We start from the raw sequence: 26,173 nt of genomic DNA on the forward strand, positions 1-26,173 counted from the left end.
CGACCTCGAACAGTGAGTATTCGAGGTCGCCGGGCACTATCACCGCAGTGGTCTGCCCTTGGGTTGCGCGAGCTTACAGCTCGAGCTCCACATCGCTGATCGGGTAGGCGACACAGGAATGGGTGTAGCCGAACTGCGCATCGGAGAGACGGAGCTCGGCTTCCTCTGCGGTGTGCACATCACCCTTGACCACCCGTACCCGGCACATACTGCACACACCGGAGCGGCATGCCGCCTCTGGTCGAATACCGTTGTCTTCCAACGCATCCAGAAGTGGTCGATTACAAGGAGTGCGGAAAGAGGTACCGCCGACGGTGACGGTGACCTCGGTGGCGGGATCGACCTCGGTAGGCCAATGCGGCTGTGCGGTAGGGTCGCTGGGCGCACCGTTGGCTTCGAAGCGGATACGACGCCGGGGATGGCCCAGCGCGGTCAGCTGATCGAGTGCGTAGGGGTAGAGCGCTTGCGGACCGCACACATAGACCATGCGGTTGTCGAGGGCCCCGACACACGCCGTGATGGTGGCGGCGGTGAGGAAGCCGGTGGCGCCGGTCCAGTCCGGAGCGGGGTCCGCGATGACATGGTCGACGGTGATATTCGGATGTGTTGCGGCGAGCTCGTCGAGTTCTTCGCGGAAGATCACGTCGGCGGCATCGCGGGAACCGTAGATCAGATGGAATCTGCGATCCAGGCCGAGATCGGCGATCTCACGGAGCATGCTCATCGCGGGTGCGACACCGGAACCACCGGCAAGGAACACCACATCGGAGCCGTGGAACAGCGGGTTGTGATGGAAAGTGCCCATCGGGCCGGTGGTGGAGAGCTGCAGACCGACCTTTCCGGTATCGATGAGCAGGTTGCTGATACGGCCACCCGGGACACGGCGCACCGTGAGGTCGTAGTGATCCAGGTGCGCGGGGCTGGAGGAGATGGCATAGGGGCGGCTGGTGCCGTCGATGAAGACATTGACGTACTGGCCGGCCAGGAATGGCGGCAGCGGGGCGTGGTCCAGGCTCCGCAGTCGGAAGGTCTTGGTGGTCGCGGTTTCGTCGATGATTTCGGTGACGACCAACTCCAACCGCTTGGGATGGTAAGTGTCGACGATGGTGCGGGTTTCGGCGAGGTAGTCGCGGGTGTCCGGAGTGCGGGCGTCGATTTCGTCGAGGACCTCGGCCGAGCCGTCGAATCTTTCTGCGAGGGGATGTGGCACGATCTACTCCGTTCAGGCGGCTTTGGTGCGCAGCAAGCGGCGGGCGACGCGGACACCGGCTTCGAGAGTGGGCTGGAATCCGCCCATCCCGACCCAGGAGCCGGCCAGATGCAGTCCGGGGACATGGGTTCGGCGTTCGCTGTTGCGGAACAGCCAACCCTCGGTGGCGTCCTGGTTGTAGCCGTAGATGGCGCCGCCGGGGTGGCCGAGATAGCGCATCATGGTCAGAGGCGTCGCGACATCGACCTCTTCGATGGCATCACGGATACCAGGAGTCACGGTTTCGCACAGATCGAGCAGGGTCTCGGCATAGGCGAACTTGGTGCGCGCGTACTCCGAGGGAGTCACGTTCTTCCAGATATCGGCATACTGCAACGTCATCAGGCTGACGTGAGTGGCGCCTGTGGGCGCGAAGCCGATCGGTGAGACGTCGTAGGAGCTCACGCAGATACCACGGGCGGGGGCGAACGACTTCCAGGCGTTATAGGTGCGGTCGTCGTCGGTGTCCATGTTGACGAAGGTGGTGCTGGTGGTGAAGCCAAGCTCGGCGGGGGAGGCGTCCAATCCCATGTGCAAGACGAACCCTGAGACACCGATATGCCTGGTGGCCAGGTCTTCACGTACTTCGGTAGGCACGTCGATGCCATCGAGCATGCCGTAAGTGGTTGGCAGGGAAGCATTGGACACCACATCGGGTGCGGTCACTTCGGAGCCGTCTTCCAGCCGCACACCCAGCACCTTGCCGTCTTCGGTGAGGATGCCTTCGACACCGGTGTTGAACCGCACCTCGCCACCTGCCGCGCGGAAGCTGTCGAGGATGGCGGCGGACATGGCCTGCGAACCGCCACGCACATGCCATGGCTTGAATTCGAAGTAGGCGAACAGCGTCAACGCCAGATCCTGGAACGGCAGTTTCGAGGGTGGCTGACCGAGATAAGTCCAGTACATGCCGAGCGCGGCCTTGAGACGATCGTCGTCGAAGTATTCGTCGAGAACATCTTTCAGCGACCGCAGCCCGTACTTGAACAGCATCGGGTCGATTCGCTCGACAGGCATTCCCCGCATGGCTGCGATCTGCCAGAACGTCACTTGCTTGAGCAGTTCGAAGAATTTCGCAGCTCGATCGCGATTGCCGGGGAACGTGCCCTCGATGGCATCGATCGCGCCGTCCCAGTCGGCGGGCAGGATCAGGTCCAGTTGCCCGGGGATCACCGCGCGGTAGAGATCATGCTCCTGAACGAATTCGAGCTTGTCGGCAATGCCGAGCTGCTGGAAAAGGCCCTCGCGCAAAGAGATCGGCTGACCTTCCACACCGACACCGGAGAGCTGGTGCAGCGCGACCTCGAACTCGAAACGGCCCCGGCGGAACGAGGTTCCGCAGCCACCGGGAACATTGTGCCGTTCCAGGAGCAGGGTGCGCACACCTGCGCGCTGCAGGGTCGCGGCGGCGGTAAGGCCCGCATTGCCCGCGCCGATGACAATGGCATCGTAATCACTCACACTCATGCTCTGTCTCCTTTTCGCGCCTGAGCGGAGCCCTGCGTGGCTACGCTGCGCTGCCGCCTCCAGGCTTGACCGCTCACGCGCCGGCTGCCTCTCGTTCGAGCTGTGCGGTGGCTTCCTGCTTGATGCGCTCGAACTGTTCGCCCATACGCGCGGCCAATGCGGTGGCCGCCGACAGCGGGCGCACCATGACCATGAAGTCGTCGATCTTTCCCTCGGCATCGAAATGCAGGAAGTCGCAGCCGGTGATCTGTTTGCCGTCTACAGTGGCCTCGAAGATGAACGCGTGATCGCTCCCGTTCGCATCGCCGATTTCACGCACGTAGTGGAAGTCCTCGAAAACCCGGATCACCGCGCGCAAGATGGCCGCGGTGATGGCCTTGCCCGGATAGGGCTTGAAGGCCACTGGACTGGTGAACACCACGTTGTCGGCCAACATGGCTTCGATGGCGGCTTCGTCGCGTGCTTCGACTGCTGCCCGGAAGGGATGCATCCCTACCTCCGTACTCAATTATTTGACTAGGTCTCTTGAAGAATAGAGCTGAAAGAGTAGTTCTGTCTAGAGATTTTTGATCAAAAAATTGAATAATCACTACTGGTGGTAACCTGTGTTGATGGCGCTACGGAACGCGGTACTCGCGGCATTACTGGAGGGCGAGGCATCCGGATACGATCTGGCCAAGGGCTTCGACGCCTCGACCGCGAACTTCTGGATGGCAACGCCGCAGCAGCTGTACCGGGAACTCGACCGCATGGCAGCGGAGGGAGTGATCGAGACCCGCGTCGTGCAGCAGGAGCGCCGACCCAACAAACGCCTGCACGCCATCACTCCCGCAGGACGCGAAGCTCTGCGTCAGTTCATCGAAGAACCCGCCAAACCTACGGCCATCCGCGACGAGATGATGGTCAAAGTGCAGGGGATGGACGCCGAAGACGCTCCAGCCGTTCGTTCGGCGGTAGCCGAGCGATTGGAGTGGTCGAAGGCGAAACTGGCCCGTTATGAACGGCTGCGCGTGCGGCTCCTCGATGGGCGCAGTGAGCAGGCATATCTGGGGGAAGCCGAGCGTGTGGGCCCCTATTTGACGTTGCTGCGCGGAATCGCCTTCGAGCAGGAGAACATCCGATGGGCGGAGTTCGCCCTATCGGTCATCGACCGACGAATTGCCGTGGGTACCTGAGTGCCGGCTGCTCTCGGCGTGCAGAAGTGGGGGATGACCGGACCGAGTTCGTCGGCGACCAGTGGCTGCACCGCATTGCCTGTCCCTTCTCATGGTGCAGCTCAGCACATTCGCGATTCTGTGTTCAGGTTTCACTGGTGGAGCGGAGAACGCGGTGAAGTTTTTCGGCAGGTATGTTGATCAGGTTGCCGCGGTATCGGATGTGCGGACTTGGTTATCGGTGTAGGCCATCCGGTTTCGACTCGACTGGATGCCTGCGAGGCCGGTCCAACACAGGCCTGCGGTCATCGCAATGGCATCGTGTTTGGGCAAAGGTTTGGCAGTGACCACCCAGTCACGTGCGCACGACTGGGCTATCGCGACCAACTCGGCGTTGATCAGCCATCTTCGCTCGGCCTGAGGTAACGGATAAGGTGCCAACGCTCGTGAGACTGCGTCGGTGCACATAGTCGCGGCCTGGTGTGCCATGCGCTGTGCTGATGGCTCCTCCGCGACCGCGGCCCCGGCGAGTAGGGCGGCACTGCGCGGATGGATGTCGGCGAAGTCGAAAATCGCGGCCACCGTCGCCGTCACGACCGATCCCATGTCCTCAGCACGACCGAGTTCGGCTGTGAGCGTGTCGCCCAACACTTGTACCGCCTCACGCAAGACCGCCAGATACAGTTCCAGCTTGCTCGAAAACGATTTGTACAAAACAGGTTTGCTTATTTCGGCTCGGCAGGCGATTTCGTCCATGTTCGCCGCCCGATACCCGACTGCGGCGAACAATCCCGTCGCAGCCGCCACGATCACACGCCGACGTTCCTGCCTGGCATGCGCTACTTTCGCGTCCACCACGGTGGCTACCTCCTTGGTACTGCCGCTTTCCTGTGCAGCGAGCATTGGTTGTGGGATCACACATGCGTGCTGCTACAGCGGCATGAGGTTGTGTTTGCACGGGTCGTGCTCGACTGTCTTGTCTCGCAGGAGTCGCAGTGCCTTGCGGATTTCGAGCCGAGTGTGGGCGGGTTCGATGACCGCGTCGATATAGCCACGTTCGGCGGCGGTCCATGGGGTAGCGGCAGTGGTGTTGTAGTAGTCGATCAGTTGTCTACGCAGGGCGGGACGGTCGGCTTCAGGGACTGAGGCAAGTGTTCGCCGTTGAGTGAGGCCGACGGCGGCTTCAGCACCGACAACCGCGATGCGCGCGGTGGGCCAGGCCAGGTTGATATCCGCGCCGAGCGATTTGGAGCCCATGACCGCGTAGCCGCCGCCGTAGGCTTTACGGACGTTGATGGTGACGATCGGCACCGTGGCCTCGACGACGGCGTATAAGAAGCGGCCGCCGCGTTTGATGACCCCGAGTTTCTCTTCCTCCAGGCCGGGCAGCACACCGGGGGTGTCGACGACGAAGATCAGTGGTAGCCCGAACGCGTCACAGAGCCGGATGAAATGGGCTGCTTTGTCCGAGCCGCGGGCGTCGATGGATCCGCTGGAGACCAGGGGCTGGTTGGCGACGACACCGACGGGACGGCCGTCGACGCGAGCGAATCCGGTGATCATGTTACGGGCTGCCGCATCGCCCATCTCGTGGAACTCGCCGTCGTCGAATATCAGGAGCAGGATGTCGTACATGTCGTAGCCGGCGCGATCGGAGTCGGGGATGATCGTGTTGAGTGTCCGGTCGCTGTCGGTGATTTCCGGTTCGAGGCCAGGATTGACTACGGGTGGCTGGTCGAAGCAGTTGGACGGCATGTAGCTCAAATAGTTTCGCGCCCAGTCGAAGGCTGCTTGTTCGTCGGAGGCGACGTGATGGATGTTGCCGTTCTCGGCTTGGGTGAAAGCACCGCCGAGTTGGTCGAGGGTGACTTCTTCGCCTGTGGTCTCCCGGATGATGTCGGGACCGGTCACGAACATGTACGCCGACTCCGTGGCGACAAGCACATCGGTATTGATCGGTGAATAGACCGCGCCTGCAGCGCATTTGCCCAGCATCAGCGAAACCTGCGGTACGACGCCGGACAGTCGCAACTGCCGTCGCCCCAACGCCCCGTACCACGCGAGCGAGGTCACCGCATCCTGCACCCGTGCGCCGCCGGAGTCGTTGATCGCGATGAACGGGCAGCCGATATCGGCAGCGAAATCCATCGCTTTGGCGACCTTACGTCCGAACATCTCTCCGAGCGATCCGCCGAAAACCGTCTGGTCGTGAGAGATGACCACGACCGGACGGCCATCGACCGTCCCGCGGCCGGTGACCACGCCGTCGCTGTAGAGTGCACCAGGGCTGCCCGGCTCTTTCACCAATGCGTCGAACTCGAGAAAACTGCCCGCATCCAGCAGCATCGCGATGCGTTCACGGGCGCTGGGAATACCCTTCGCCGCGCGTTTGGCGATCCCTGCTTCCCCGGCCGGTTCCTCGGCGACTGCCAGATACTTGCGCAGTGTGGCGAGTTTATCGGCAGTCGTTTCCACCGAGGCGTCCTCCTTCGCGGCGGCGCAGGGTACGCCGGTCCTTGTTCGTAGCTCCGACCGTAAATCGCAGTGGACAAGTACACAACGATATGCACTGCAATAGACTCAACGGAGTGTCGTCTACAGCAATGTCCCGCGGTATCCCCAGCTACCAGGCACGAACCGGTCGCACCGTCGAAGAGCACACGCGGGCGATGATCATCGCCGCGGCACAGCGGCTGATGACGGCCGGAATCGCTACGCCGGATGGTGCCCTCGATCGCCTGACGATCGCCCAGGTATGTGCCGGTGCACAGGGCTACGTGCGCCGTGATGGCACCGAAGGGCCGATCCCCAAGGCGACCATGTGGAAACACTTCAAGACGATCGAAGCCCTGGCGGCCGCGGTCGTGGAAAACATGACCGCCGAGGACCGGACGGTTCCCGCTGAGATCGCGACGTTGGCTGCCCGTGACAGACGTGCCGACACTCGTTCCGAGAACCACGATGTGAAACGGCTGGAGGCACGGTTCTCTGCCCGGCATTTCGATATCCCCGGCTTGGAAGGCCAATACGAGGCGGCGCTGGTGCGCGATAACCGCTCCGACATGGTGTTCTGGTCGGCCGAGTTGGCCGAACGCCACCTGCAACGCCATCGCCGCGGGGACCGGCAGTCACTCAGCAGTGCCCGAGATTGGGCCCGCCGTGGTCTCGGTCTGGTCGATCCCGACTCGCGCCTGGACGCCATGATGGGTATCCGGTGCACCCGCGCGGCGACCGCCGCCGAGGCGGCGCTGGCCAGGCGGGCCGACTACGAAGCAACGGCACTGAGCCGGATCAGATCGCTCAAGGAGACCGAAGCCGCATTGGCCGACGCCCTCGGCTGGGACCTGCACCGCGAACTCGCCAGATTCCACGCCGAGCACGCCCGCGCCCTCGGCGAAGAAGATCCCGAACGGGAAATGCGTGCGTACGCCACCATCGCCGACACACTGACCGGCATATACGCGGCCGATCCGCCCTCTACTCGCGAGCCGCAGGACGTCCTGCGGGCTGCGGAGTTGGCCGATATCATCGTCGGATTGTGCCGAATCGACATGGCCTATGCCACCCACCCCGATCACCAGGGGATATACACCACGACCTTCGGTGACGACATAGCTACCACTACACGAAATCTGCTGGCGTGCTTCCCCGCCGCCATCAGCGAACGCCTCCGCCACGAGGGCAATATCCGAGCGCTGCTTCGCCTGGTCGATCTCACCCGCCATCTCGATCAACAGGACTCAGCCGCTGACGCCGATCACATCGCGTCAGCTATCCAGGATTACGGCCAAGCGTCCAGCGATCTGCTCCGCACCGCCGAGTACGGCACCATTCGCGACATTCTGGTGGCGCGCTTTCTCACCGCCAAAGCCCATGCTCTCAGCCACTCCGCCGCCATGCCCGATGATCCCAGCGCAACCATCGCGGCAGAGCGACCGCAAGACTCGTTGATTCGCCCAGATCCGGCCGCACTGCTTCAGGGCGCCATCCAGTTCTACGAGCACGCCGCCAGTACCGCAAGCCCCCGCGGCTCCACCGGGATCCTCAGGTCGCTGGCAGTCACCGCAGGTGCCGAGCTGGCACGATCGAACCTGTTGGCAGACAACGTAACCACACCAGCGAGCAACGAATTCGACAGCACCGCCATCGCCCGGGCGATCAACGACCTCGTGCTGATCGCGGTCAGCCGCCGAAACCGCTTCACCGACAGCGAGGTCGAGCACCTTCTCAATATCGTCGACCCGATGTACTACTACATGACCGCAGGACGAAACTAGCTGGGAACGAATCATGAGTCCGCTGCAGTGCGGCCAGTCGGTCATCGACCGGCGCGTCCACCACGACCTTGCATACCGGGCAGACGCTCTTGGTGTATTCGACGAACACCTCGTCACGATCGGTCCGAACGGTTGCCACACAGCCTCCCCCTGTTCCGGTAAGCGGTCTGCCAGGGTGTATGTCTTACTTCATCGTGGGCAGGCAGCAAGACTGTTGCTTTGCTGACAGTGTCCGCCTCGGACATGTCAGCATGCTGACATTCGGTGTGACCGGGCGTGCCGATGATCGGTTGTATGGAGGTGAATACTCGCAGAGGAGGTGTCGAAGAGGATGATGCGCGCGATCTGGAACGGTACGGTGATCGCAGAAGCCCCGGCAACGATCCAGGTGGAGGGCAACCACTACTTTCCACCGGAGTCACTGCGCGGTGAGTACTTCGCCGACAGCCGCACCAAGACGGTGTGCCCCTGGAAGGGGCTCGCCTGTTATTACCACATCACTGTCGGAGACCAGACCAATCCGGATGCGGCCTGGTACTACCCGAAACCCAGCCCACTGGCTCGCCGGATCAAGAACTATGTCGCCTTCTGGCATGGTATCGAGGTCGAAGGAGAACCCGAAGAACAACGAGGAGAACACACAGAACGCAGCGCGGTAAGCGAAGAAACCACCCATGTGCGACCGCGCAGATTCGGGTGGTTGACCGGGCGGGGTGCGGGGCGGTGAGCGGTGGTGCAGTGCAACCCGCAGCGGCCGGTAGGCAGCACACTCGGATGCGTCGGGTGGTAACGGGTCGGCTGCCGGTGTGGCGGATCGGCATCGCCAGTGGTGTAACGGGCATCGCCTGCTGTGTCGGTCCGACAGTGCTGGCGTTGCTCGGTGTTGTCAGCGGTGCCACCGCCCTGGCCTGGGCGAACAATCTCTACGACAACTACACCTGGTGGTTCCGGCTCACTGGGGCGGCCGTTCTGATCGGGCTGGTGTTGTGGTCGTTGCGGCGCCGCGATCAGTGCAGCATCGCCGGAGTTCGGACAGTGAAGTGGCGGCTGGCGGCTGCGGTGGTGATCGCGGTCGGTACGTATCTGGTCCTGTACGCCGTGACGACCTGGCTGGGCAACTTTGCCTGATCCGGCCGACCAGCGATGGCGCTCGCCGACCGAGGCAGTGTGGTTGCTGTTACGCGGAGCGACTGTTCGCACCGCGGCCCCCACCGCGCTCACAGTCGGCACTGTGCTGTCGCTGGTGAATCAGGGGGATACCGTTCTCGGTGGCGACGCGACACCGGTCACGTGGCTGCGGGTCGCGGTCAACTACCTCATCCCGTTCCTCGTCGCCAGTATCGGTTGGCTGTCGGCCCGACACGCGCCGACTCAACCGGGGTCGTCGCCATGAACGATCCCCTGGTACTTCCCACCCGGTTCGGGATGCCCCTATCAGCTGATCAGGCCGAGTGGAATTGCCCGGCCCGGGTCAGGATCTCATCGACCGGCCATTGATCGTCGGCGTGCACGCCGTACTTACGGGCCAGGACGCGGCCGTCGGAAGCGATGAGGAAATCGGCGGGTTTCCCGAAATGGTCCTCCCCGCGGCCGATGGCACCGCTGATCGTCCGCTGCCCGACCGCGCCGCGCGCCGCGGCGAGCCAGGCCCGCGGATGCGTGACGGCGGTCGCGGCGGCTCCGACACCGAACTCGGTATACAGCTTTCGCTGTGGATCCGCGACAACGGCGAACGGTAGATCAGCCTGGTATCGGCGCAAGGCTTCGGGGGCGGAGTGGAACACCACGACCTCGGTCACTCCCGCGGCAGTGAGCTCGTCGTATCTCCGCATGATCGACCGCAGATGCAGATGGCAGATCGGGCAGCCCGCGTAACGGCGGAACTGCAGATGGATCAGTCGATCGGGGTCGGGCACCGCGACGGTGTCACCGTCGATCGTTGTCAGCTGCTGGGGTGCTACGCGTGCACCGATATCCAGATGTGCCATGGCTATCAGTCCATCACACTGTGCGGGGTACCGACCAGGATTGTGTCATCATGCTGACACATCAGCCCTGCTGTCCGAGTGCGCGCAGCCGATCCGGGTCCGCGATGTCGATGGCGGCGTATCCGGTCGTGATGAGTCCGTCCCGCTCGAAGTCTTTGAGGATCTTGTTCAGTGACGGGCGCTGCACCCCCAGCATCGCGGCCAGTGTGCGCTGGGCCAGCAGCACGGTGCCATCGATCGCCTCGTCCAGCAGCAACTGAGCGACCTGCGCCTGTAACGAGCGGCCAAGGATACTGATCAACCTGGTCTGTGTGGCGACCGTGCGCTGCGCGGCGCTCGACAGCCAGCGGCGCGCGATCGCCGGATGTCCGGCCAGCAACTTCTCGAACGCGGCCTGCGATAGGAACAGGCAGGTCGAATCCGTCAACGCTCGTGCGGTGTACATCAACGGCATATCCAGCAGTAGCGGAATATCACCGTCGACATCGCCTGGCCGTAATATATCCACCACGGCACGGCGACGTCCTGAGCCGACCGTCAACTCCAGCTGTCCCGCCCGCACGATCCACACCCCGCCGGGCGGGTGTCCGGCCGCGAACACCACCGCTCCCGTCGGCACCGGCCGCACCTCCAGTAGATCGGCCAAGGCGATCAGATCGTCGGCTCGTAACGGCGCGGCGGCACCACGGCCGACGCAGCGGGCGATCCAAGCGGCCTGGCGTAGTTGATCCTCGCTGAACGATTCACCACCCAGCGCTCGCATCAGATGCGCGAACGGCCCCCGTGTCCGGTCCATCTCCAGCCTCCCTGATCAGTGGATCCATCGTGTCAGCACGCTGACAATTATTCCCATCGATCTGCGGCGATGGGGTGAGCTGGCGAGGAGGAAATACCGCCCCACCGAAAGGAATCGGCTATGGCTACTTCCGCTTCCAGCAGTTCGTTATCTCCGGGTGCCATCTCGGGCCGCGCCGTCGGCGCTATCGTGGCCCGGGGAGCGCTCGCTGGTGTCGCGGCCTCGTTGGCGATGGCGATCTATGCCATGATCGCCGCGGCGACCTATCAGCACAGCGGGTTCTTCACCCCGCTGTACCATATCGCGACCACCTTCATCGCCCCCGACACGATGATGACCTCCATGCAGCGTGCCGCCGAGGGCAGTACCTTCTATTTCTCGGTCGGCCCCGCGATGCTCGGTGCGGTCGTACACATGATGGTCGGTGCCGCGTACGGGGCGATCTTCGGCGTCATCGTCCAGTTCGCGAAACTGCGCGGCGCCGCTGTTATCGCAGCGGGAACAGTTTGGGGAGCAATAGTTTTCGTATTCAGTGCCTGGATCGGGCTGCCGCTCGCGGCTGCACTGTTCGATGGCGGTGACCCTATCCGCGATATGGCGAGCATGGTCGGATATCCCACCTTCCTCGTCGAGCACCTGCTCTACGGAATTGTGCTCGGCATACTGGTTCTCGCCATGATGCCTGCCGCACGCTCCGGCAATCGCTGAACCACACTCGGGCCGTGCTGGTGACGGCGGTGTGCTACTTCTCCACAACCGCCGTCACCAGAAGGAGTTGGATACCTACTCCGCCGCAAAATCTTTCGGTGTTTTCTGTATCATTTTCGCGCTGGCTTTCGCCTAGGACAGCATGGAGACTCGGCACCGGCCCCTTGCGTTATAGCGTGCGGACAGATCGCCGATGATAAATCAGTCGTATCCATGAAATCTACGGTCAGATTCCGGTGTAGGCGGCGAGATGCTCGCCGGTGAGGGTGGAGCGGGCAGCGACCAGATCGGCGGGGGTGCCTTCGAAGACGATCCGGCCGCCGTCGTGTCCCGCGCCGGGGCCGAGGTCGATGATCCAGTCGGCGTGTGCCATGACCGCCTGATGATGCTCGATGACGATAACCGATTTTCCCGCGTCGACGAGCCGGTCGAGCAGGCCGAGCAGCTGCTGGACATCGGCGAGGTGCAGGCCGGTGGTCGGCTCGTCGAGGATGTAGACACCGCCCTTGTCACCCATATGGGTGGCCAGCTTCAACCGTTGCCGCTCGCCCCCGGACAGGGTGGTGAGCGGTTGGCCGATACGGAGATAGCCGAGCCCGACATCGTCGAGTCGGCAGAGGATAGCGTGCGCGGCCGGTATGCGTGCCTCGCCCGCACCGAAGAACTCCCGTGCCTCGGCCACCGACATCGCCAGTACCTCACTGATATTGCGGTCACCGAGCGTGTAATCCAGTACCGCGGCCTGGAATCGCTTCCCCTCGCATTCCTCACAGACGGTCTCGACACTCGCCATCATCGCCAGGTCGGTGTAGACGACCCCGGCGCCGTTGCAGGTGGGGCAGGCGCCCTCGGAATTCGCGCTGAACAGCGCGGGCTTCACGCTATTGGCTTTCGCGAAGGCCTTGCGGATCGGGTCGAGCAGCCCGGTATAGGTTGCCGGGTTGCTGCGCCTGGAACCACGGATGGGCGCCTGATCGACAGCCACCACACCTGCGGCGGCGGGGATGGACCCGTGGATCAGCGAGCTCTTACCGGAACCTGCGACACCGGTGACAACGCAGAGCACCCCGAGCGGGATATCGACATCGACATCCCGCAGATTATGCGCGTTCGCGCCACGAATCGCCAAGCTACCCTCAGGCTTCCGTACCTGTTCCTTGAGCGTGGCCCGGTCGTCGAAATGGCGTCCGGTGCTGGTGCCGCTGGCCCGTAGCCCCGCGACTGTCCCTTCGAAGCAGACGGTGCCGCCGCCCGTCCCCGCGCCGGGACCGAGATCGACGATATGGTCGGCGATCACGATCGTCTCCGGCTTGTGTTCTACCACCAGCACCGTATTGCCCTTATCCCGTAACCGCAGTAGCAGGTTGTTCATCCGCTGGATGTCATGGGGGTGCAGGCCGACGGTCGGCTCGTCGAAGACGTAGGTGACATCGGTGAGCGAGGAGCCGAGATGACGGATCATCTTGACCCGCTGTGCCTCACCACCGGACAGTGTGCCCGCCGACCGGTCGAGCGAGAGATAGCCCAGCCCGATCTCCACGAACGAATCCAGAGTCCGCCGCAGCGTGACCAGCAGTGGCTCGACCGACGGTTCATCCAGGTCGCGAACCCATTCGGCCAGATCGCTGATCTGCAGTGCGCACACCTCGGCGATATTCATACCGTTGATTCGCGCGGAGCGGGCCCCCTCATTGAGCCGGGTACCCCCGCAGTCGGGACAGGCAGCGAAGGTGACCGCCCGCTCGACGAACGCCCGGATATGCGGTTGCAGCGCATCGGGGTCCTTGGTCAGCATCGACTTCTGTATCCGCGGGACCAGCCCCTCGTAGGTCAGGTTGATACCGCTGATCTTTATCTTGGTCGGCTCGCGGTAGAGGAAGTCGTGCAGCTCCTTATCGGTGTACTTGCCGATCGGCTTATCCGGGTCGAGGAAACCGGACTCCTTGTAGAGCCGCATATTCCAGCTGTCCGCACCATAACCGGGGATGCTGACGGCCCCCTCGGCCAGCGCGGCGGACTCATCATAGAGTTGAGCGAGGTCGATATCGGTGCACGTACCCCGTCCCTCACAGCGTGGGCACATACCGCCGGTAATGCTGAAGCTGCGCCGCTCCTTCACCTCCTTTCCGGCGCGTTCCACCGTGACAGCGCCCGCCCCGCTGATCGAGGCGACATTGAAGGAGAATGCCTGGGGTGAGCCGATATACGGCTGCCCGAGCTTGCTGAACAGGATGCGCAACATGGCGTTGGCGTCGGTAGCGGTACCGACCGTGGAACGCGGGTCGGCACCCATGCGCTGCTGGTCGACGATGATCGCGGTGGTCAGCCCCTCGAGGACATCGACATCGGGCCGCGCCTGCGTCGGCATGAAGCCCTGCACGAAAGCACTGTAGGTCTCGTTGATCAGCCGTTGCGACTCCGCGGCGATCGTGCCGAACACCAGCGAACTCTTACCAGAACCGGAAACACCGGTGAATACCGTGAGCCTGCGCTTGGGGATCTCGATGCTGACATCCCGAAGATTGTGCACCCGCGCGCCGTGCACACGGATCAGATCGTGGCTGTCGGCAATGTGCTGTTCGGCCGGCTTCGGCACGGTAGTTGTCGCGATGCTCATCCCGTCTCTTCCTGTTACGCGGGCGGAACCGCCTTCGCGGACTCCGCAGGTATGCCCTCGAGTCAACCAGCCTCGAGCGGACCTTCCGGTTCTTTTCGTCGCTGTACGTCACCTCGCGGTCGAGTGGCTCGGCCGACTCGCGCCGTACGACGGTTCCGCCGACGGCGTGGCGGCCCGCGCCAACGATCCTCGACCACGAGCGCATCCGGTTACCGCGGGGTGAGCCGGACCAGCGGGTACTCCTTATCGGATTTGCTCTGATACTTCGCATAGCGGGGTTGGGCGGCGGTGATGTGCTGCCAGGCCTGCTCGCGATCGGCACCGACGAGCCGGTGCGGTGTCACAGATATGGGCTCGCGACTGGGGAATTCGATCGACGCGTGGTCAGGGTGTGCCATCAGATTGACATACCAGTCCGGGTGCAGGCTTCCGCCGCCTGATGCGATGATCAGCCAGGTGTCGTCACCGTCGGCGAACCACGTCACCGGTGTTTCCCGCAGCTGCCCGCTGTGGCGCCCCACCGTGTGCAGGATCAAAAGGTCCATCCCCATGAACGAGCCGCGGCCGCGACGGATCTTGCGGTTTGTCCGAGCATTCATTTTCCGCTGCATCCATCGGGAGAACGCCCCTGGCGTACCGGGCTTACGACCGCTGCGCTCGCCGTTCTGCTGGCTCTGTGCCACTGTCCACCTCCAGTAAGTCGATCTGAATGCCATTCCCTGATCGCGGCGGACGAGGTTCGGGCATACGTTCTTTTCGGTTGATGAATGACGGCTGTGTCCGGGTGCGTCGGCCACAGCCGTCATCGTTTGTTCGGACTACCGTTCGTCGAGGACCTGTCCGTCCACCACGGTGTGGTGAGTGGTCGGGGTCGCGGTCGCCGTGATCGGCGGGAAGCTTTTCGACCCCGTCATCGCTTCGGCCGATTCCCACCGCCAGAGGTCGAGATAGGACCCGTCGCTCTGCAGGATCAGGGTGGCATGGGCGAGTTCCGGGATCGCCGACCGAATGCTCCGGATCAGCCGCGTGCGCTGCTCGAGCAATTGCACGAGTTCACCGGTCTCCACGGTGTACCTTGTGCTCGTACCACTGCCATCGTTGTACCACCTTGTCTCTCAACCGGGATCGTTGATAGCCGGTTGCCCGGGCAACTCACAGCCTGCCGTCACGGAAACCGGCGAACAATGGGCATTCGCGAACAGTGAGTTGCGTTTGGGGTTAACGATTCGCGACGATGACGACGTGGAGCTGCGTGACATCGAGATCTTCCTGACCTTGGCAGAGGAGCTGCACTTCGGTCGTACTGCTGAGCGGTTGCACATCTCACCGCCACGGGTGAGCCAATCGATCGCCAAGCAGGAACGGCGCATCGGCGCGCCACTGTTCGCGCGAACTAGCCGCAAGGTCACTTTGACACCGCTCGGTCAGCAGCTTCGCGATGACCTGCAGGTCGGCTATCGCCGGATCATCGAGGGTGTCGAGTCAGCAAGGGAGTCCGCTCGCGGCGGGCCGGAGGTGTTGACGCTCGGCGTGCTCGGTCCGATGTGGCAGGAAATCGCTCCGCTCACCGCGACGTTCCGAAGCAGGCATCCGGATGTCGCGCTACGGATGCGCGACATACAGATCACCGATCCGTACGGGTTGCTCCGGGCGGCAGAGGTCGACGTCGCCCTGCTCTGCCTGCCGATCGAGGAGCCGGATCTCATCGTCGGGCCCAGGGTATTCACCGAACCGATCGTGCTTACCGCCGGTGGCGCGCACCCATTGGCCACTCGGTCATCGGTATCCCTGACCGAGTTGTCCACGCACACCGTCTTGCCGACCGGCTTGCCGATTCCCGAGTATTGGGAGTCGGCGATGACACCGGTTCCGGTGACGGATTCCGAGCTCACGCCTGCCCCGCGAACCCGAGAAGAGGTTTTGTGGACTGTGGCGGCAGGGGAGGGGGTCGCTTTCTCATGCGCGCAAGGTATCAAGTATCTTGAACGCGCCGATGTTGTTTATCTCCCTATCGATGAGCGACCGACGATGCACTGGGCACTTGTGCGTCGCTCGAGTCGAATCAACCGACTGGTCAACGAACTCTTCCGGATTGCGGACGAACTCGGCCCATTGGAACTCGACATCACGCTAGAACCCGCGCAGCCATTGCGGATTCGCTCGGTCGGCTGATACGGCAGGCCTGCAGCCACGAATCTGGTAGCAGGGCACAGTTAGGCGGCCTCCGGAGCCTGTGCGGGTCTGCCGAGCAGGTCGTCCCGGAGGGCCAGGTGCATCGGGCACCGGTGCACCGGACCGGGAGTGATGAATGCGGGATCCAATCGCTGCGCGAAGCTGAGATTGTCACGGCGCCAGCAATCGATGCACACCAGCTCGTCCATGTCGTTCTCCTCGAGTCCTCGCGGGTGGAAGTCCTCTATGGCTTGAATTCCCCTTTTGCTTACCGAACCGAACATTCGTATCCATCCGCTCACCATGAAGCAGCCGGATTGTTATCGGGCGAACTCCGGTTCGCCCGCCGCGGTGGGCTTGCCGGAACGCTCGGATGTGAAACTTTTGTCCGGCAGGGGAACTCCCGGTCCGGATGATGCGGCGTGCCCGGGGTATCCGGGGGTTCGGTAGTAATCGCGCGGAGAACAACACATATGGCTGGACCAGTGGTGATGGCGTTGTGCGTTGTTCGGGCTACGGGCGGGCGCGGTAGGTGCTCGGCTTGGCTGCGCCTGTCGCACGTCAGACTATGTGGCAGGACCCGTTGCTTGCGGGTCTGATCTGTGAAGGAGTCTGATCGTTCATGGTAACCCCGTGCCCACGGTGACAATCGTGACCGACAACGGCGGTCCGTTCCGCTCGTTCCGGTTCGAGGCATTCATCGCCACCCACCCGGAACTGACCCACGTCCGCACCAGGGTGCCCAGCCCGGGCCGGAACGGTTTCCACGAAAGAGGATTCGGGTCGCTGAAGCACGAGCGGCTGTTCCTCAGCTGATCCACCATGACCACACTGGTTACTCGCCCTGTTGTCTCAACGGGCGACCCAACCAGACCATTCGACAACGGTCCAAGAGCATTTCGGCCGTGCCGTACAGTTCAGCCACCGGGCCGCCACTCATGTCGCGATCCCGAATACACCGCTCGGGTTGATGGCGACCACGGTGGGGGTCGCGGTACCGGTGATCGGCGCCGACAACACCTGACTGGTGCCTTGGTTGGTGATGAACAAGGTGCCACCGGAAACAATGATATCCGTAGGGAGCAACAGTCCGGTTACCAGAGAGGTCGGTGCGCCCCCGGTGACCGGGACTGTCGACACCCGCCCGGACCCGAACTCACAGATGTAAAGGAGTTCCCCGATCCGGACGAGACCCAGGGGAGCGCTCAGTCCGGTCGTCAGCAGGGTTGGGGTGCCTCCGGTCTGCGATACCGCCGACACCCGGCCGTCGGGGAAGGCCAAGAAATTGGTGAAGAACAGTCGATCGGAGCCACCGTAGGTGTAGGGCAGCGCATTACTCGTACCGTCCAGTGCCGCGGCGACGGTGACACCGACCGTACCGGTACCCGGCGGGGCGATAGCATTGATCTGGGTATCGGAAACAATGGTGAACGTCGTCGCCGTCGCCCCGAACCGCACGGTCAGCGGACCGGCACCGGCGAATCCGCTTCCGACGATTTCCACCGTATTGCCCCCGGTAGGCGGGCCGAAACTCGGAGTGAGCGAAGTCAGCACCGGCGCCGCCACAGCGGGCGCGAACGGCGCGAACACCGATGGCGTCGACACCCCGTCAGTGATCCCGAACACGGCGGGAGGGCTGGTGGTGATCACGGTGGGGGTCGCGGTACCGGTGATCGGCGCCGACAGCACCTGATCGGTGCCGAAGTCGGTGATGAACAAGGTGCTACCGGAGACGGTGATATCCACGGGGATTGACAGTCCGGTCACCAGAGGGGTCGGTGTACCCCCGGCGACCGGCACCGTCGATACCCGCCCGGCCCCGAACTCGCAGATGTAGAGGAGCCCACCGACCCGGATAAGACCTCGGGGAATGCTCAGGCCGGTCGCCAGCAGGGTTGGGGTGCCACCGGTTTGCGGCACCGAATACACACTCGCAGTGCTATCGGTGAAGAACAGCAGGCCGGAACCGCCGTAGGTGTAGGGCAGCGGATTACTCGTACCGTCCAGTGCCGCGGCGACGGTGACCTCGACCGTGCCGGTACCCGGCGGGGCGATGGCGTTGATCTGGGTATCGGAAACAATGGTGAATGTGGTTGCCGTCGCCCCGAATCGCACGGTCAGCGGACCGGCACCGGCGAACCCACTCCCGCTGAGCACCACCGTGTTCAAACCAGCAGGAGGGCCGAAACTGGGGTCGAGTGAGGTGAGCACAGGTGCCATCGAGGGCCTCCGGACCAGGAAAGAGATTGTTCCGCAACGGATGTCGACACAGTGGCGGCATCGCTCTCTCCAGTAACCCACCACAGGCGGTGGCACCGCAACACATCCCCGATAGCGATTCCACAACGAATACCGTCTGTTTTTCTATGGTTTCACGGCCCGAACGCGACGCCGACAGCTGCACCTGTCGCGCGTCAGATCTGGGTTATGGGACGGGCTGCGGACCGGGGATGTGTTCGTGCGGGGGGCAGGCGCTCCGCCGATCTGTTGCGGCTGAGTTCGGGAACGCGACCGCGTCGCTGCTGTTCGGCAAGCTGTCGGAGTAGGCTCGTCAGAACGCGTCGGCGACGTTCGAGGAGTACGGAGCAATGCGCCGCGCCAGCTACGCCCACAAAGGTGGGCCAACGTAGTGATCTCGGCGCGCGGGTCGGTGTCGATGGCCTCGGTGCGGGCGAGTGTGAACTGGCGCCGGCGCTGGATGTGTTCGAGCCGGCCGCAGGGTGGCCAGGTCATGGGCGATGTCGTGCACCACTGGGTCGATCCGCTCGGATGTGGTGGTCATGATGTGTCGCGGAGCCGGTCGCGTTCGGCGGTGAGCGCGGCGTTGGAGTGGCGTAGTGCGGTGTTGGTGTCTTCGAGGTCGAGGATCCGCGCGATCGCGGCGAGGTTGATCCCTTGGTCGGCCAGCGCGGCGATGCGTGTCAACCGGGCCAGGTCGTCGTCGCTGTAGCGGCGGGTCCCTCCGGCGCTGCGGGCCGGGGTGATCAGGCCGTGCTGCTCGTACAGGCGCAGCGAATGCGTCCCTATCCCGGCCAGCTCGGCGGCTACCGAGATCCCGTACACCGCCTGCTCTGGGGCCGGCCGGTGATCACTGGTTGGGCCGGGTAGGGGGTCGTGCCGATCCAGCATCCTGCTCCTTTTCTCAATACCACTAGATTACCTCAGCATGACACTTGCGCTTTGCTCTCTAGAATGCTAAAACAAATCTAAGTCAGATGGCATAGATTATCTGAGACCCTTTGAAAGAGAATGGAGTGAGTGGAGGTGGCGACCATGCTGATGCGCACCGATCCGTTCCGGGATCTGGATCGCCTGACCCAGCAGATGTTCGGCACATCGGCCCGCCCGGCAGTCATGCCGATGGACGCTTGGCGCGAGGGCGATGACTTCTACGTCGAACTCGACCTGCCCGGCATCGACCCAGAATCCCTGGACTTGGATATCGAACGCAACGTGGTGACCGTCAAGGCGTCACGCCCGCAGCTGGACCAGGACCGGTCGATGATCGCCGCGGAACGCACCCGGGGGGTGTTCTCCCGCCAGCTGTTCCTGGGGGAGAACCTCGACACCGACGCTATCCGCGCGGACTACCGCGACGGGGTGCTGCGCCTGTTGATCCCGGTAGCGGAGAAGGCCAAACCCCGCAAGATCGAGATCGTCCACCACAACGGCGAGCGCCAGGCCATCAACGCCTGAGCTCGGCGGCATCACGGGAAGGCCCTGTGATGATCTTCGTGACGAATGACGCGACCGGTCTCGCGCCGAGCGAGACTGTCGAGGAGTTGTCGTGGCTGGATTCCCGGCTGTTGGGCTTGGATCCTGATCTCGAGGAATTGTTCGCCGAGATCGATGACATCCTGTGCCGGGCCCGCAACCGCTGGGACTGCCCGCCGCGACGCGAACCTCGCACACCCCGGCCACAGCCGGACTGCCGGTGGTCGACCATGTGGCACCACGGTCACCGGCCCTGCCTCACGCAGGGTCGAGGACGCGGCCCGCCCGCAGCGCGTCCAAACCCGGCTCGACGCGGTATTCGACGAACAGTTAGAGCGAGGTGATGCCTGTCAGACACATCGATGAACAACGCAGACCATACGAAATGTTCTCCTACACAAATGTTCTCGCGATCAAGGGCCGACGGCCGTTTCCCGGACCGCGCACCGGCACCAGCGCCTCACCGAATACTTTCGGTCCGCGCGTGCACAGCCACCGCGAGTGGCACCCGGCAGGCAGGGCACGGGTTCGTCGGCCCACGTGAGAACACCCACCTCACAGCGAAGTCCTGTTCAGACTCCTTACCGTCAACGGGTGAGCCCGGTCGGCTGTGGTCCTTCCGGGCTCACCCGGCCCTTCACTTCATCGACCACGATCGACACAAGAGGAAGGGAGAGCAATGAGCAGCATCGCGACCTTCGCCCAAGCAGGCAGCGACTTCGACCGTGCCGAACAGAACCTTCTCGTCCGCGACAGTGACGGCGAGGCCGGACTGGATCCGACCGCGCTGGCACCGCCGCCGGAAACTGTGCGCGGCGCGTTCGAGCACGCCGCACTCACCGACCGTATCGACCAAGCCTGGATCACCCCACTGGACTACGATGACGACCACCACAGTGCCGACTGACAGCCCAATCCTCGCCACCTCCCGGTGCGAGCCCCACACCCACGACGCACAGCAGCTGCCGCGCTGGCAGCACGGCCACGTCGCCTGGTTCAACACCGAGAAGGGTTTCGGGTTCCTGACACCCGATACCGGTCCAGCGGTGTTCGTGGACTACCAGGTGATCGACGTCCCCGGACTCAAAACCCTCACCGCCGGGCAACCGGTAGTGTTCACTACCACCGACACCCCGCGCGGCCCCGAAGCCACCCGCGTCGTGCCCTACACGCGCACCACCAGCGCCCTGCCCATACCCACGCCGGGCACCGGCCGACCGCGCCAACGAACCCGACCTGGTCGGCCGTATCGGTCCCGCTACCGTACGCGCGCCGCATGAGCCGGACACCAACGGCGGTGGCCGACCCCGTCAGCACAGACAACCAACCCGTAGCAGGAGCAGACGCAACCGCATCACGGCTCCTCCCCAACACATCCCGACTCTGGTGATCGCCATGACTTCCACACACCCGACCCAGGCCACCGGCCACCGGCACTCTCGCACACCGGCACACCGGATATCTTCTGCCGCAACCGATTCCGACGACTCCTCCGTGGTGTACTGGCCCGAACCCAGCCCCCTGCGCCCTTGGTGGGACACAATCATGCAGCCTGCCATGCCCGCCGATCCGGCCGCACCTCGATCCCCTGACCCCCGTCATCCTCACGCCCGAAACCCCTACCTACGCCGCACCCGACCGGCCGCAAGCGCAATCACCGCGCACTGACCCAACTTCGGCTCGACCACAGCCGGTCGGGCCGGAGTACCAATGGGAACTGGTTACCGAATCCGAGGCAGCATTCGATTGCCCGGTGAAACGCTTCGTGGTGTTCCGTTTGCCGAACCACCAACGGAACACCATGGCCACAGCAGTCCGACCCAGCTCACCGGTGTTACGTAGAGGTGTTCCGCGCACCGTCCCGCATCGGATACTGCCGTTGCTCCACAGACGAACAAGACGCCGAGATCCAAACCGACCAACTGCTTGCACTCGGCGTTCCGAGCGAACGGATTTTCATCGACACCGGGTTCTCCCCAGAGCAGGCGCTGCTTTCCGTCTTCGCTGAAGAGGCTGAGGCAGTTCAGGTCGATGGGGTCGATCGGGCCCGTTCCCGGGCGGCGCACTGCCTGCCGACCCAATCTATGACCTCGGCAGCGAGGCGAGTACCCGAGAGGGCGTCGATTTCCCGAATCCCGGTGGGGCTGGTGACGTTGACCTCGATGAGCATGTCCCCGATGATGTCGATGCCCGCGAAATACAATCCACGCGAAACCAATTCGGGGCCGAGTCGGCGGCAGATCGCACGGTCTCGGTCGCGGACGGTGTCCGCTCGCACCCGCGCGCCTGCGGCCATATTGCACCGGAAGTCTTCCGCGCCTGCGAGTCGTCGCAGTGCCCCGATGGGTGCACCATCGAGCACGATGACCCGCCGATCTCCGCTCTCGGCTGCGGCAGGGAGGTATTTCTGCACGATGACGTGGTCCCGGCCGCGCACAGTAGCGGTGTCCAGTAGCGAGCGTAGGTTGGGATCGTCACTACGCAGCAGCAGAACGCCACGTCCGGCCATTCCGTCGGTGGGTTTGAGGACAGCGTTGCCCCATCGGCGGACGAGCTGGACGATCTCCTCCCGGTCAGCGGAAACCACGGTTTCGGGGACGAATTCGGGTAGGCGTAGCGCGAAGATCTTCTCGTTCGCCGCCCGCAGCCCGGCCGGAGAGTTGATCAGCAGTGTGGTGGCCGGGTCGACGAAGTCGAGGATGAATGTGGCGCGCAGATAGCGGGCCTCTACCGGCGGGTCGGTGCGCATGAATACCGCGGCGGCGGTGTTCAGCGGGATTCGCCGCGGTGGCGATGCGATATACCAGTCGGTATCGGTGACCTGGGCATCCTCGAATACCACAGCGAGCCGGAGCCGGATTTCGCGGCAACGGGCAGTAGCCTGCCCGGCGGTGAGGGCCAGATCGGCGATGGTGGTGACCAGCACCCGGTGACCGGCCGATTGGGCGGCCTCCATCAAAGCGACCGAGGTGTCGTGGGCGGGAACGAGTGTCTCGAGTGGATCGATGATGAAGACGAAATCGTAGGGGCGGATGGTTCTCATGTGATCGGTGGTTTCGGCATATCCCAGGGCGTGCCTAGATTCGTCTTCAGCCAGTAGAGCCCACGCGGAGCGGGATAGCGATGCGCGAGCGGCATCTCGAACTCTTTGCTCAGACCGGAGTCGACGATCCCGGACGTGTCCAGCCAGTGTGCGATATCACTGCATGAAAGCCTTTGCCGCACAATATCTTTAGTCGATTCATCGAGCGCGGCGTACTGTTTCAGCAATTGCTCACGGCATGCGACGCGATAACGCACGACCCGCATACGCGGGTAGCGCGCCGCACCGAGTCGCAGATCGAAGTGCCGTTCACCCCGCGTATAGGCTTCGGCATTGCGGTCGAGGTACGGCAGATACTCTTCTGCGATGGAGGCGAAGACGCTGTCCCATTCGGCTGAGGAGAAGTCGTCCAGCTCGCCGTCGCCGTCGCGCTCACCCCGCGCATTCCACAGACGCGCTGTCCAGGCATACACCGCGGGTGCGGTGTCGATCATGATCTCCGCGGACACCGGATCGAGCGCGAAGTGCCGGAACATCGAACCGAAGAACGCGAAATCGACGATGCTGGGCCGGGCGCCGAGCAGAAAACGTCGTGACGCGAGTACATCGGAAAGTTGCCGCAGGGTGCGCAGGTAGACATCTTGCACCGCCGCTTCATTGTGGCGGCGGACGCCGTCGCCGTATACGAAGACCAGGTATTGCCGACAGTGGAAATATGCGCTTACTATCGGCGCGAGATGGCGAGTGCCACGCGAGAATTCACGTCCTATCCTGGCACGCAGCAGCCGGGCCGAATCGGCGAATCGCCAGCGGTAATACATCGCAGGCCGCCACATCCACTCATCAGCGTAATCTTCGACGAGTAGCGCGAGGAAACGCGCCGCAGGGTCTTCCGGATAGACGGGGTAGACCGGATGCTTGCGATCCAGCCACTGGATCATCGGTGTCGTATCCTTGAGCCAGCTGCCGTCGGGGCATTGCATCGCCGGTATCTTCATGAAGCCTGTTGCCGGTAGCAGGACATTTCGAGTGGTCTCGATGTTGACCTGGATCCGCTCGTGCGGGATGCCTTTATAGCGCAGATAAGCCTCGAATTTGCCGCTGAAGTACGACACATCGGAGACATAGAGTTTGTAGCGATCACTCATAGGTTTCACCTCCGGTTCCGGTGCGCCGCTATGCACTCCGCACGCATAGGAAAACCGAATGTCGTGCCCCGGCCGAATGCGCCGTCCGATATGGATACATCCATTACTCGATGGCTTGTAGCGGGAATTGGAAATGGAATGGGACAGCCCTTTCTCATAAGGTGGGAACGAGACTATGTACGTACCCGCGTCCGGTTCTATGGTCGCGCGCACATTTCTGTGGCTCGGCACTGTGCGGTCGCACACCAGCGCGTACTTTGCCCTCTTCCGCGGGCTCCGACTCGTCCAGTGCCCCCGAACTGCTCGGTCGTTGCAGTCGAATCCCAACCACTGCGGATATCCGCGTGGCCCGCGACCGACCGGTCGCTGCACACTGTCCGCACGCACTGTCGGTGAGCGCGGCACCGGCCATGATCTCGACCTTCCTGTATGGGCGGTGGCACACTCGGACTGTGCGTGATCTGCCGACAACACAGCTGCTGGAGGCAGTGGCCGACCAGTTCGAAGCTCAGTTGACCGACATAGAACAGGAGATCTACCAGGCGCTGCGGGCAGAAGCACCGAGTATGACGGCAGACCCGATACTCGCGACCGGTATGCGAATAGGGATGTCGGCGAGTCTGCGCCGGTTTCTGGTCGCGGTGCGGCATCACGACGACCTGCCGATGCCGGACGTGCCACCGGAGGTTCTGGACAACGCGCGGGCGCTGGTGCATCGCGGCATCGATATCGAAGTCGCTATCCAGGTGTATCGGGTGGCGCAGCGGATCACCTGGCAGCGCTGGATGGAAATCACCGCGCAGATCGTCGGACCGAGGCAAGAGTTGATCACCGTGCTCGACCGTTCCCTGCAGGTGCAGCACAGCTATATCAATCATCTGCTCGGGCGGGTGCTTGCAGAGATTCAGCGTGAACGCGAAGCGATCCTCACCGGAGACATCGCCCGGCGTGGCGAAATCGTCCGTCTCATTCTCGAAGGCGCACCCCCTAATGACGGTGTGATCGCCCGACGGCTGCGCTATGACATTCGGGCCAGGCATACCGCGGCCATCGTGTGGACCGAGCACGGTTCGCAACGAGACCTCGATATGGCCGCGATGAGCCTGGCCCGCGCAATCCACGCGCCACAGCCGCTGACCGTCAGTGCGGGCACCTCGGTGTCGTGGGTGTGGATCGCCACCTCCGGCCCGGCCGACCCGAGGGCGATGGCGGACGTATGCGCCGATATCGATCCCTCGGTGCGGATAGCGATCGGACCGACCCGTGACGGCATCGAAGGCTTCCGCAGCAGTCATCATGACGCACTGGCTGTCTACCGGCTGCTCGTCGGAAAGCCGGACGCGGGCAGGTTCGCGATGTATCAAGACCTCGAGGTCGCCGCGCTGGCGGGCGTCGACAGCAGGCGTGCCGAGCAGTTCGTCGAGTCCACCCTCGGCCCGCTCGCCGCGGATACTCCGGTTGCGCGCCGACTACGGGAAACGCTGCGAGTGTATTTAGCGGAAGCCGACAACGCACCGCGTACCGCGCAGCGGCTGCACACCCACCGCAACACGATTCTCAAGCGCATCGAGCGTGCCACGACCTTACTGGGATACCCGCCCGCCGAGCGGCGCCTGGCTGTTGCCCTGGCACTGGAACTCGGCCGGTGGTTTCCTCTGGCCGATAGGGCCGGTGAGGTTACTCATGGTCCGATCCGAGGGAATTGAGGTGCTCTTTGGATGTGCATTCTATAATTGCGGAGAGCGCGTTGCGGCGTGCGGTTCTCTTCGAGCACCTCAGCCTGGATACTGCCAATCGAACTACTTATGGAAAGTCTGATCAATGCGAGAAGGGATCGTTC

At 63.4% G+C, this 26,173-nt stretch carries 27 protein-coding genes and 1 pseudogene; 13 read left to right on the forward strand and 15 right to left on the reverse strand.

The annotated features are described in order from the left end of the window. Nucleotides 1–73: 73 nt before the first annotated feature. The 3 genes from ACL02S_RS01575 to ACL02S_RS01585 all read right to left on the reverse strand — a co-directional run bounded on the left by ACL02S_RS01575 (nt 74) and on the right by ACL02S_RS01585 (nt 3,206). Nucleotides 74–1,210, reverse strand: a complete 1,137-nt coding sequence (locus tag ACL02S_RS01575) for a 2Fe-2S iron-sulfur cluster-binding protein (protein ID WP_412800428.1) — start codon at nt 1,208–1,210, stop codon at nt 74–76. Between the two features lie 12 nt (nt 1,211–1,222). Continuing rightward, nucleotides 1,223–2,716 (reverse strand): phytoene desaturase family protein, encoded by a 1,494-nt coding sequence (locus ACL02S_RS01580; RefSeq protein ID WP_412800429.1) that lies wholly within the window; start codon nt 2,714–2,716, stop codon nt 1,223–1,225. A gap of 73 nt (nt 2,717–2,789) precedes the next feature. After that, nucleotides 2,790–3,206 carry a nuclear transport factor 2 family protein gene (locus ACL02S_RS01585; protein ID WP_412800430.1) on the reverse strand — a complete coding sequence of 139 codons (417 nt, stop codon included), beginning with the start codon at nt 3,204–3,206 and terminating at the stop codon, nt 2,790–2,792. A 121-nt stretch (nt 3,207–3,327) separates the two neighbouring features. On the opposite strand from ACL02S_RS01585, the gene ACL02S_RS01590 reads away from it, so the two are divergent. Then, nucleotides 3,328–3,891: a PadR family transcriptional regulator gene (locus ACL02S_RS01590; RefSeq protein ID WP_412800431.1), complete on the forward strand. Its 564-nt coding sequence runs from the start codon at nt 3,328–3,330 to the stop codon at nt 3,889–3,891. Between the two features lie 180 nt (nt 3,892–4,071). Here ACL02S_RS01590 and ACL02S_RS01595 read toward each other — a convergent pair whose 3' ends face one another. Both ACL02S_RS01595 and ACL02S_RS01600 read right to left on the reverse strand, forming a co-directional pair. Then, nucleotides 4,072–4,773: a TetR/AcrR family transcriptional regulator gene (locus ACL02S_RS01595; protein ID WP_412800432.1), complete on the reverse strand. Its 702-nt coding sequence runs from the start codon at nt 4,771–4,773 to the stop codon at nt 4,072–4,074. A gap of 27 nt (nt 4,774–4,800) precedes the next feature. Beyond that, nucleotides 4,801–6,345 (reverse strand): acyl-CoA carboxylase subunit beta, encoded by a 1,545-nt coding sequence (locus ACL02S_RS01600; RefSeq protein ID WP_412800433.1) that lies wholly within the window; start codon nt 6,343–6,345, stop codon nt 4,801–4,803. 113 nt (nt 6,346–6,458) lie between these two features. Here ACL02S_RS01600 and ACL02S_RS01605 point away from each other — a divergent pair, with 113 nt between their 5' ends. The 4 genes from ACL02S_RS01605 (at nt 6,459) to nrtS (ending at nt 9,540) form a co-directional block, all read left to right on the forward strand. Beyond that, a complete protein-coding gene (locus ACL02S_RS01605; protein ID WP_412800434.1) occupies nt 6,459–8,147 on the forward strand; it encodes a hypothetical protein in 1,689 nt (562 codons plus the stop codon). Nucleotides 8,148–8,478: 331 nt separating this feature from the next. Next, the gene (locus ACL02S_RS01610; RefSeq protein ID WP_412801072.1) at nt 8,479–8,874 is read left to right on the forward strand and encodes a DUF427 domain-containing protein; all 396 of its coding nucleotides are present in this window, start codon (nt 8,479–8,481) and stop codon (nt 8,872–8,874) included. A 47-nt stretch (nt 8,875–8,921) separates the two neighbouring features. Beyond that, nucleotides 8,922–9,275 (forward strand): hypothetical protein, encoded by a 354-nt coding sequence (locus ACL02S_RS01615; RefSeq protein WP_412801073.1) that lies wholly within the window; start codon nt 8,922–8,924, stop codon nt 9,273–9,275. Next, nucleotides 9,268–9,540 (forward strand): nitrate/nitrite transporter NrtS, encoded by a 273-nt coding sequence (nrtS, locus tag ACL02S_RS01620; RefSeq protein ID WP_412800435.1) that lies wholly within the window; start codon nt 9,268–9,270, stop codon nt 9,538–9,540. The genes ACL02S_RS01615 and nrtS overlap by 8 nt, the downstream gene beginning before the upstream one ends. A gap of 49 nt (nt 9,541–9,589) precedes the next feature. On the opposite strand, the gene ACL02S_RS01625 is transcribed toward nrtS, so the two are convergent. Together ACL02S_RS01625 and ACL02S_RS01630 are read right to left on the reverse strand one after the other, a co-directional pair. Continuing rightward, entirely contained in the window at nt 9,590–10,135 is a 546-nt protein-coding gene (locus ACL02S_RS01625) for a peroxiredoxin-like family protein (RefSeq protein ID WP_412800436.1), read from the reverse strand. Between the two features lie 61 nt (nt 10,136–10,196). Continuing rightward, the gene (locus tag ACL02S_RS01630) at nt 10,197–10,931 is read right to left on the reverse strand and encodes a Crp/Fnr family transcriptional regulator (protein WP_412800437.1); all 735 of its coding nucleotides are present in this window, start codon (nt 10,929–10,931) and stop codon (nt 10,197–10,199) included. Between the two features lie 120 nt (nt 10,932–11,051). Here ACL02S_RS01630 and ACL02S_RS01635 point away from each other — a divergent pair, with 120 nt between their 5' ends. Beyond that, complete coding sequence (locus ACL02S_RS01635) at nt 11,052–11,639, forward strand: hypothetical protein (RefSeq protein WP_412800438.1); 588 nt, start codon at nt 11,052–11,054, stop codon at nt 11,637–11,639. A gap of 226 nt (nt 11,640–11,865) precedes the next feature. On the opposite strand, the gene ACL02S_RS01640 is transcribed toward ACL02S_RS01635, so the two are convergent. The 3 genes from ACL02S_RS01640 to ACL02S_RS01650 all read right to left on the reverse strand — a co-directional run bounded on the left by ACL02S_RS01640 (nt 11,866) and on the right by ACL02S_RS01650 (nt 15,323). Further along, the gene (locus ACL02S_RS01640) at nt 11,866–14,256 is read right to left on the reverse strand and encodes an ATP-binding cassette domain-containing protein (protein WP_412800439.1); all 2,391 of its coding nucleotides are present in this window, start codon (nt 14,254–14,256) and stop codon (nt 11,866–11,868) included. 209 nt (nt 14,257–14,465) lie between these two features. Beyond that, entirely contained in the window at nt 14,466–14,867 is a 402-nt protein-coding gene (locus ACL02S_RS01645; protein WP_412801074.1) for a nitroreductase family deazaflavin-dependent oxidoreductase, read from the reverse strand. A gap of 207 nt (nt 14,868–15,074) precedes the next feature. After that, nucleotides 15,075–15,323 (reverse strand): hypothetical protein, encoded by a 249-nt coding sequence (locus ACL02S_RS01650; RefSeq protein ID WP_412800440.1) that lies wholly within the window; start codon nt 15,321–15,323, stop codon nt 15,075–15,077. A 145-nt stretch (nt 15,324–15,468) separates the two neighbouring features. On the opposite strand from ACL02S_RS01650, the gene ACL02S_RS01655 reads away from it, so the two are divergent. Continuing rightward, nucleotides 15,469–16,428, forward strand: a complete 960-nt coding sequence (locus tag ACL02S_RS01655; RefSeq protein ID WP_412800441.1) for a LysR family transcriptional regulator — start codon at nt 15,469–15,471, stop codon at nt 16,426–16,428. 41 nt (nt 16,429–16,469) lie between these two features. Here the strand turns inward: ACL02S_RS01655 and ACL02S_RS01660 are convergent, their stop codons facing one another. Further along, nucleotides 16,470–16,637: a hypothetical protein gene (locus ACL02S_RS01660; protein ID WP_412800442.1), complete on the reverse strand. Its 168-nt coding sequence runs from the start codon at nt 16,635–16,637 to the stop codon at nt 16,470–16,472. 424 nt (nt 16,638–17,061) lie between these two features. Between ACL02S_RS01660 and ACL02S_RS01665 the strand changes: the two genes are divergently transcribed. After that, nucleotides 17,062–17,244: a hypothetical protein gene (locus tag ACL02S_RS01665; protein ID WP_412800443.1), complete on the forward strand. Its 183-nt coding sequence runs from the start codon at nt 17,062–17,064 to the stop codon at nt 17,242–17,244. 120 nt (nt 17,245–17,364) lie between these two features. On the opposite strand, the gene ACL02S_RS01670 is transcribed toward ACL02S_RS01665, so the two are convergent. Next, nucleotides 17,365–18,648 carry an IPT/TIG domain-containing protein gene (locus ACL02S_RS01670; RefSeq protein WP_412800444.1) on the reverse strand — a complete coding sequence of 428 codons (1,284 nt, stop codon included), beginning with the start codon at nt 18,646–18,648 and terminating at the stop codon, nt 17,365–17,367. Between the two features lie 558 nt (nt 18,649–19,206). After that, a complete protein-coding gene (locus ACL02S_RS01675; RefSeq protein WP_412800445.1) occupies nt 19,207–19,557 on the reverse strand; it encodes a MerR family transcriptional regulator in 351 nt (116 codons plus the stop codon). Nucleotides 19,558–19,701: 144 nt separating this feature from the next. On the opposite strand from ACL02S_RS01675, the gene ACL02S_RS01680 reads away from it, so the two are divergent. The 4 genes and pseudogenes from ACL02S_RS01680 to ACL02S_RS24370 all read left to right on the forward strand — a co-directional run. After that, entirely contained in the window at nt 19,702–20,124 is a 423-nt protein-coding gene (locus ACL02S_RS01680; protein ID WP_412800446.1) for an Hsp20/alpha crystallin family protein, read from the forward strand. Nucleotides 20,125–20,821: 697 nt separating this feature from the next. Next, the gene (locus ACL02S_RS01685) at nt 20,822–21,049 is read left to right on the forward strand and encodes an Rv3202a family protein (protein WP_412800447.1); all 228 of its coding nucleotides are present in this window, start codon (nt 20,822–20,824) and stop codon (nt 21,047–21,049) included. Next, nucleotides 21,024–21,422 (forward strand): cold-shock protein, encoded by a 399-nt coding sequence (locus ACL02S_RS01690; RefSeq protein WP_412800448.1) that lies wholly within the window; start codon nt 21,024–21,026, stop codon nt 21,420–21,422. The genes ACL02S_RS01685 and ACL02S_RS01690 overlap by 26 nt, the downstream gene beginning before the upstream one ends. Nucleotides 21,423–21,986: 564 nt before the next feature. Continuing rightward, a pseudogene (locus ACL02S_RS24370) lies at nt 21,987–22,115 on the forward strand (recombinase family protein); the annotation flags it as partial. A 50-nt stretch (nt 22,116–22,165) separates the two neighbouring features. Here the strand turns inward: ACL02S_RS24370 and gshB are convergent. Together gshB and ACL02S_RS01700 are read right to left on the reverse strand one after the other, a co-directional pair. Beyond that, a complete protein-coding gene (gene gshB / locus ACL02S_RS01695; RefSeq protein ID WP_412800449.1) occupies nt 22,166–23,185 on the reverse strand; it encodes a glutathione synthase in 1,020 nt (339 codons plus the stop codon). Continuing rightward, the gene (locus ACL02S_RS01700; protein ID WP_412800450.1) at nt 23,182–24,333 is read right to left on the reverse strand and encodes a glutathione S-transferase family protein; all 1,152 of its coding nucleotides are present in this window, start codon (nt 24,331–24,333) and stop codon (nt 23,182–23,184) included. Before ACL02S_RS01700 ends, gshB begins: the two co-directional genes overlap by 4 nt. A 452-nt stretch (nt 24,334–24,785) precedes the next feature. On the opposite strand from ACL02S_RS01700, the gene ACL02S_RS01705 reads away from it, so the two are divergent. Continuing rightward, nucleotides 24,786–26,039 carry a PucR family transcriptional regulator gene (locus ACL02S_RS01705; RefSeq protein ID WP_412800451.1) on the forward strand — a complete coding sequence of 418 codons (1,254 nt, stop codon included), beginning with the start codon at nt 24,786–24,788 and terminating at the stop codon, nt 26,037–26,039. Nucleotides 26,040–26,173 lie beyond the last annotated feature (134 nt).

The sequence above is a fragment of the Nocardia spongicola genome (assembly GCF_047200775.1).
GTDB lineage: Bacteria > Actinomycetota > Actinomycetes > Mycobacteriales > Mycobacteriaceae > Nocardia.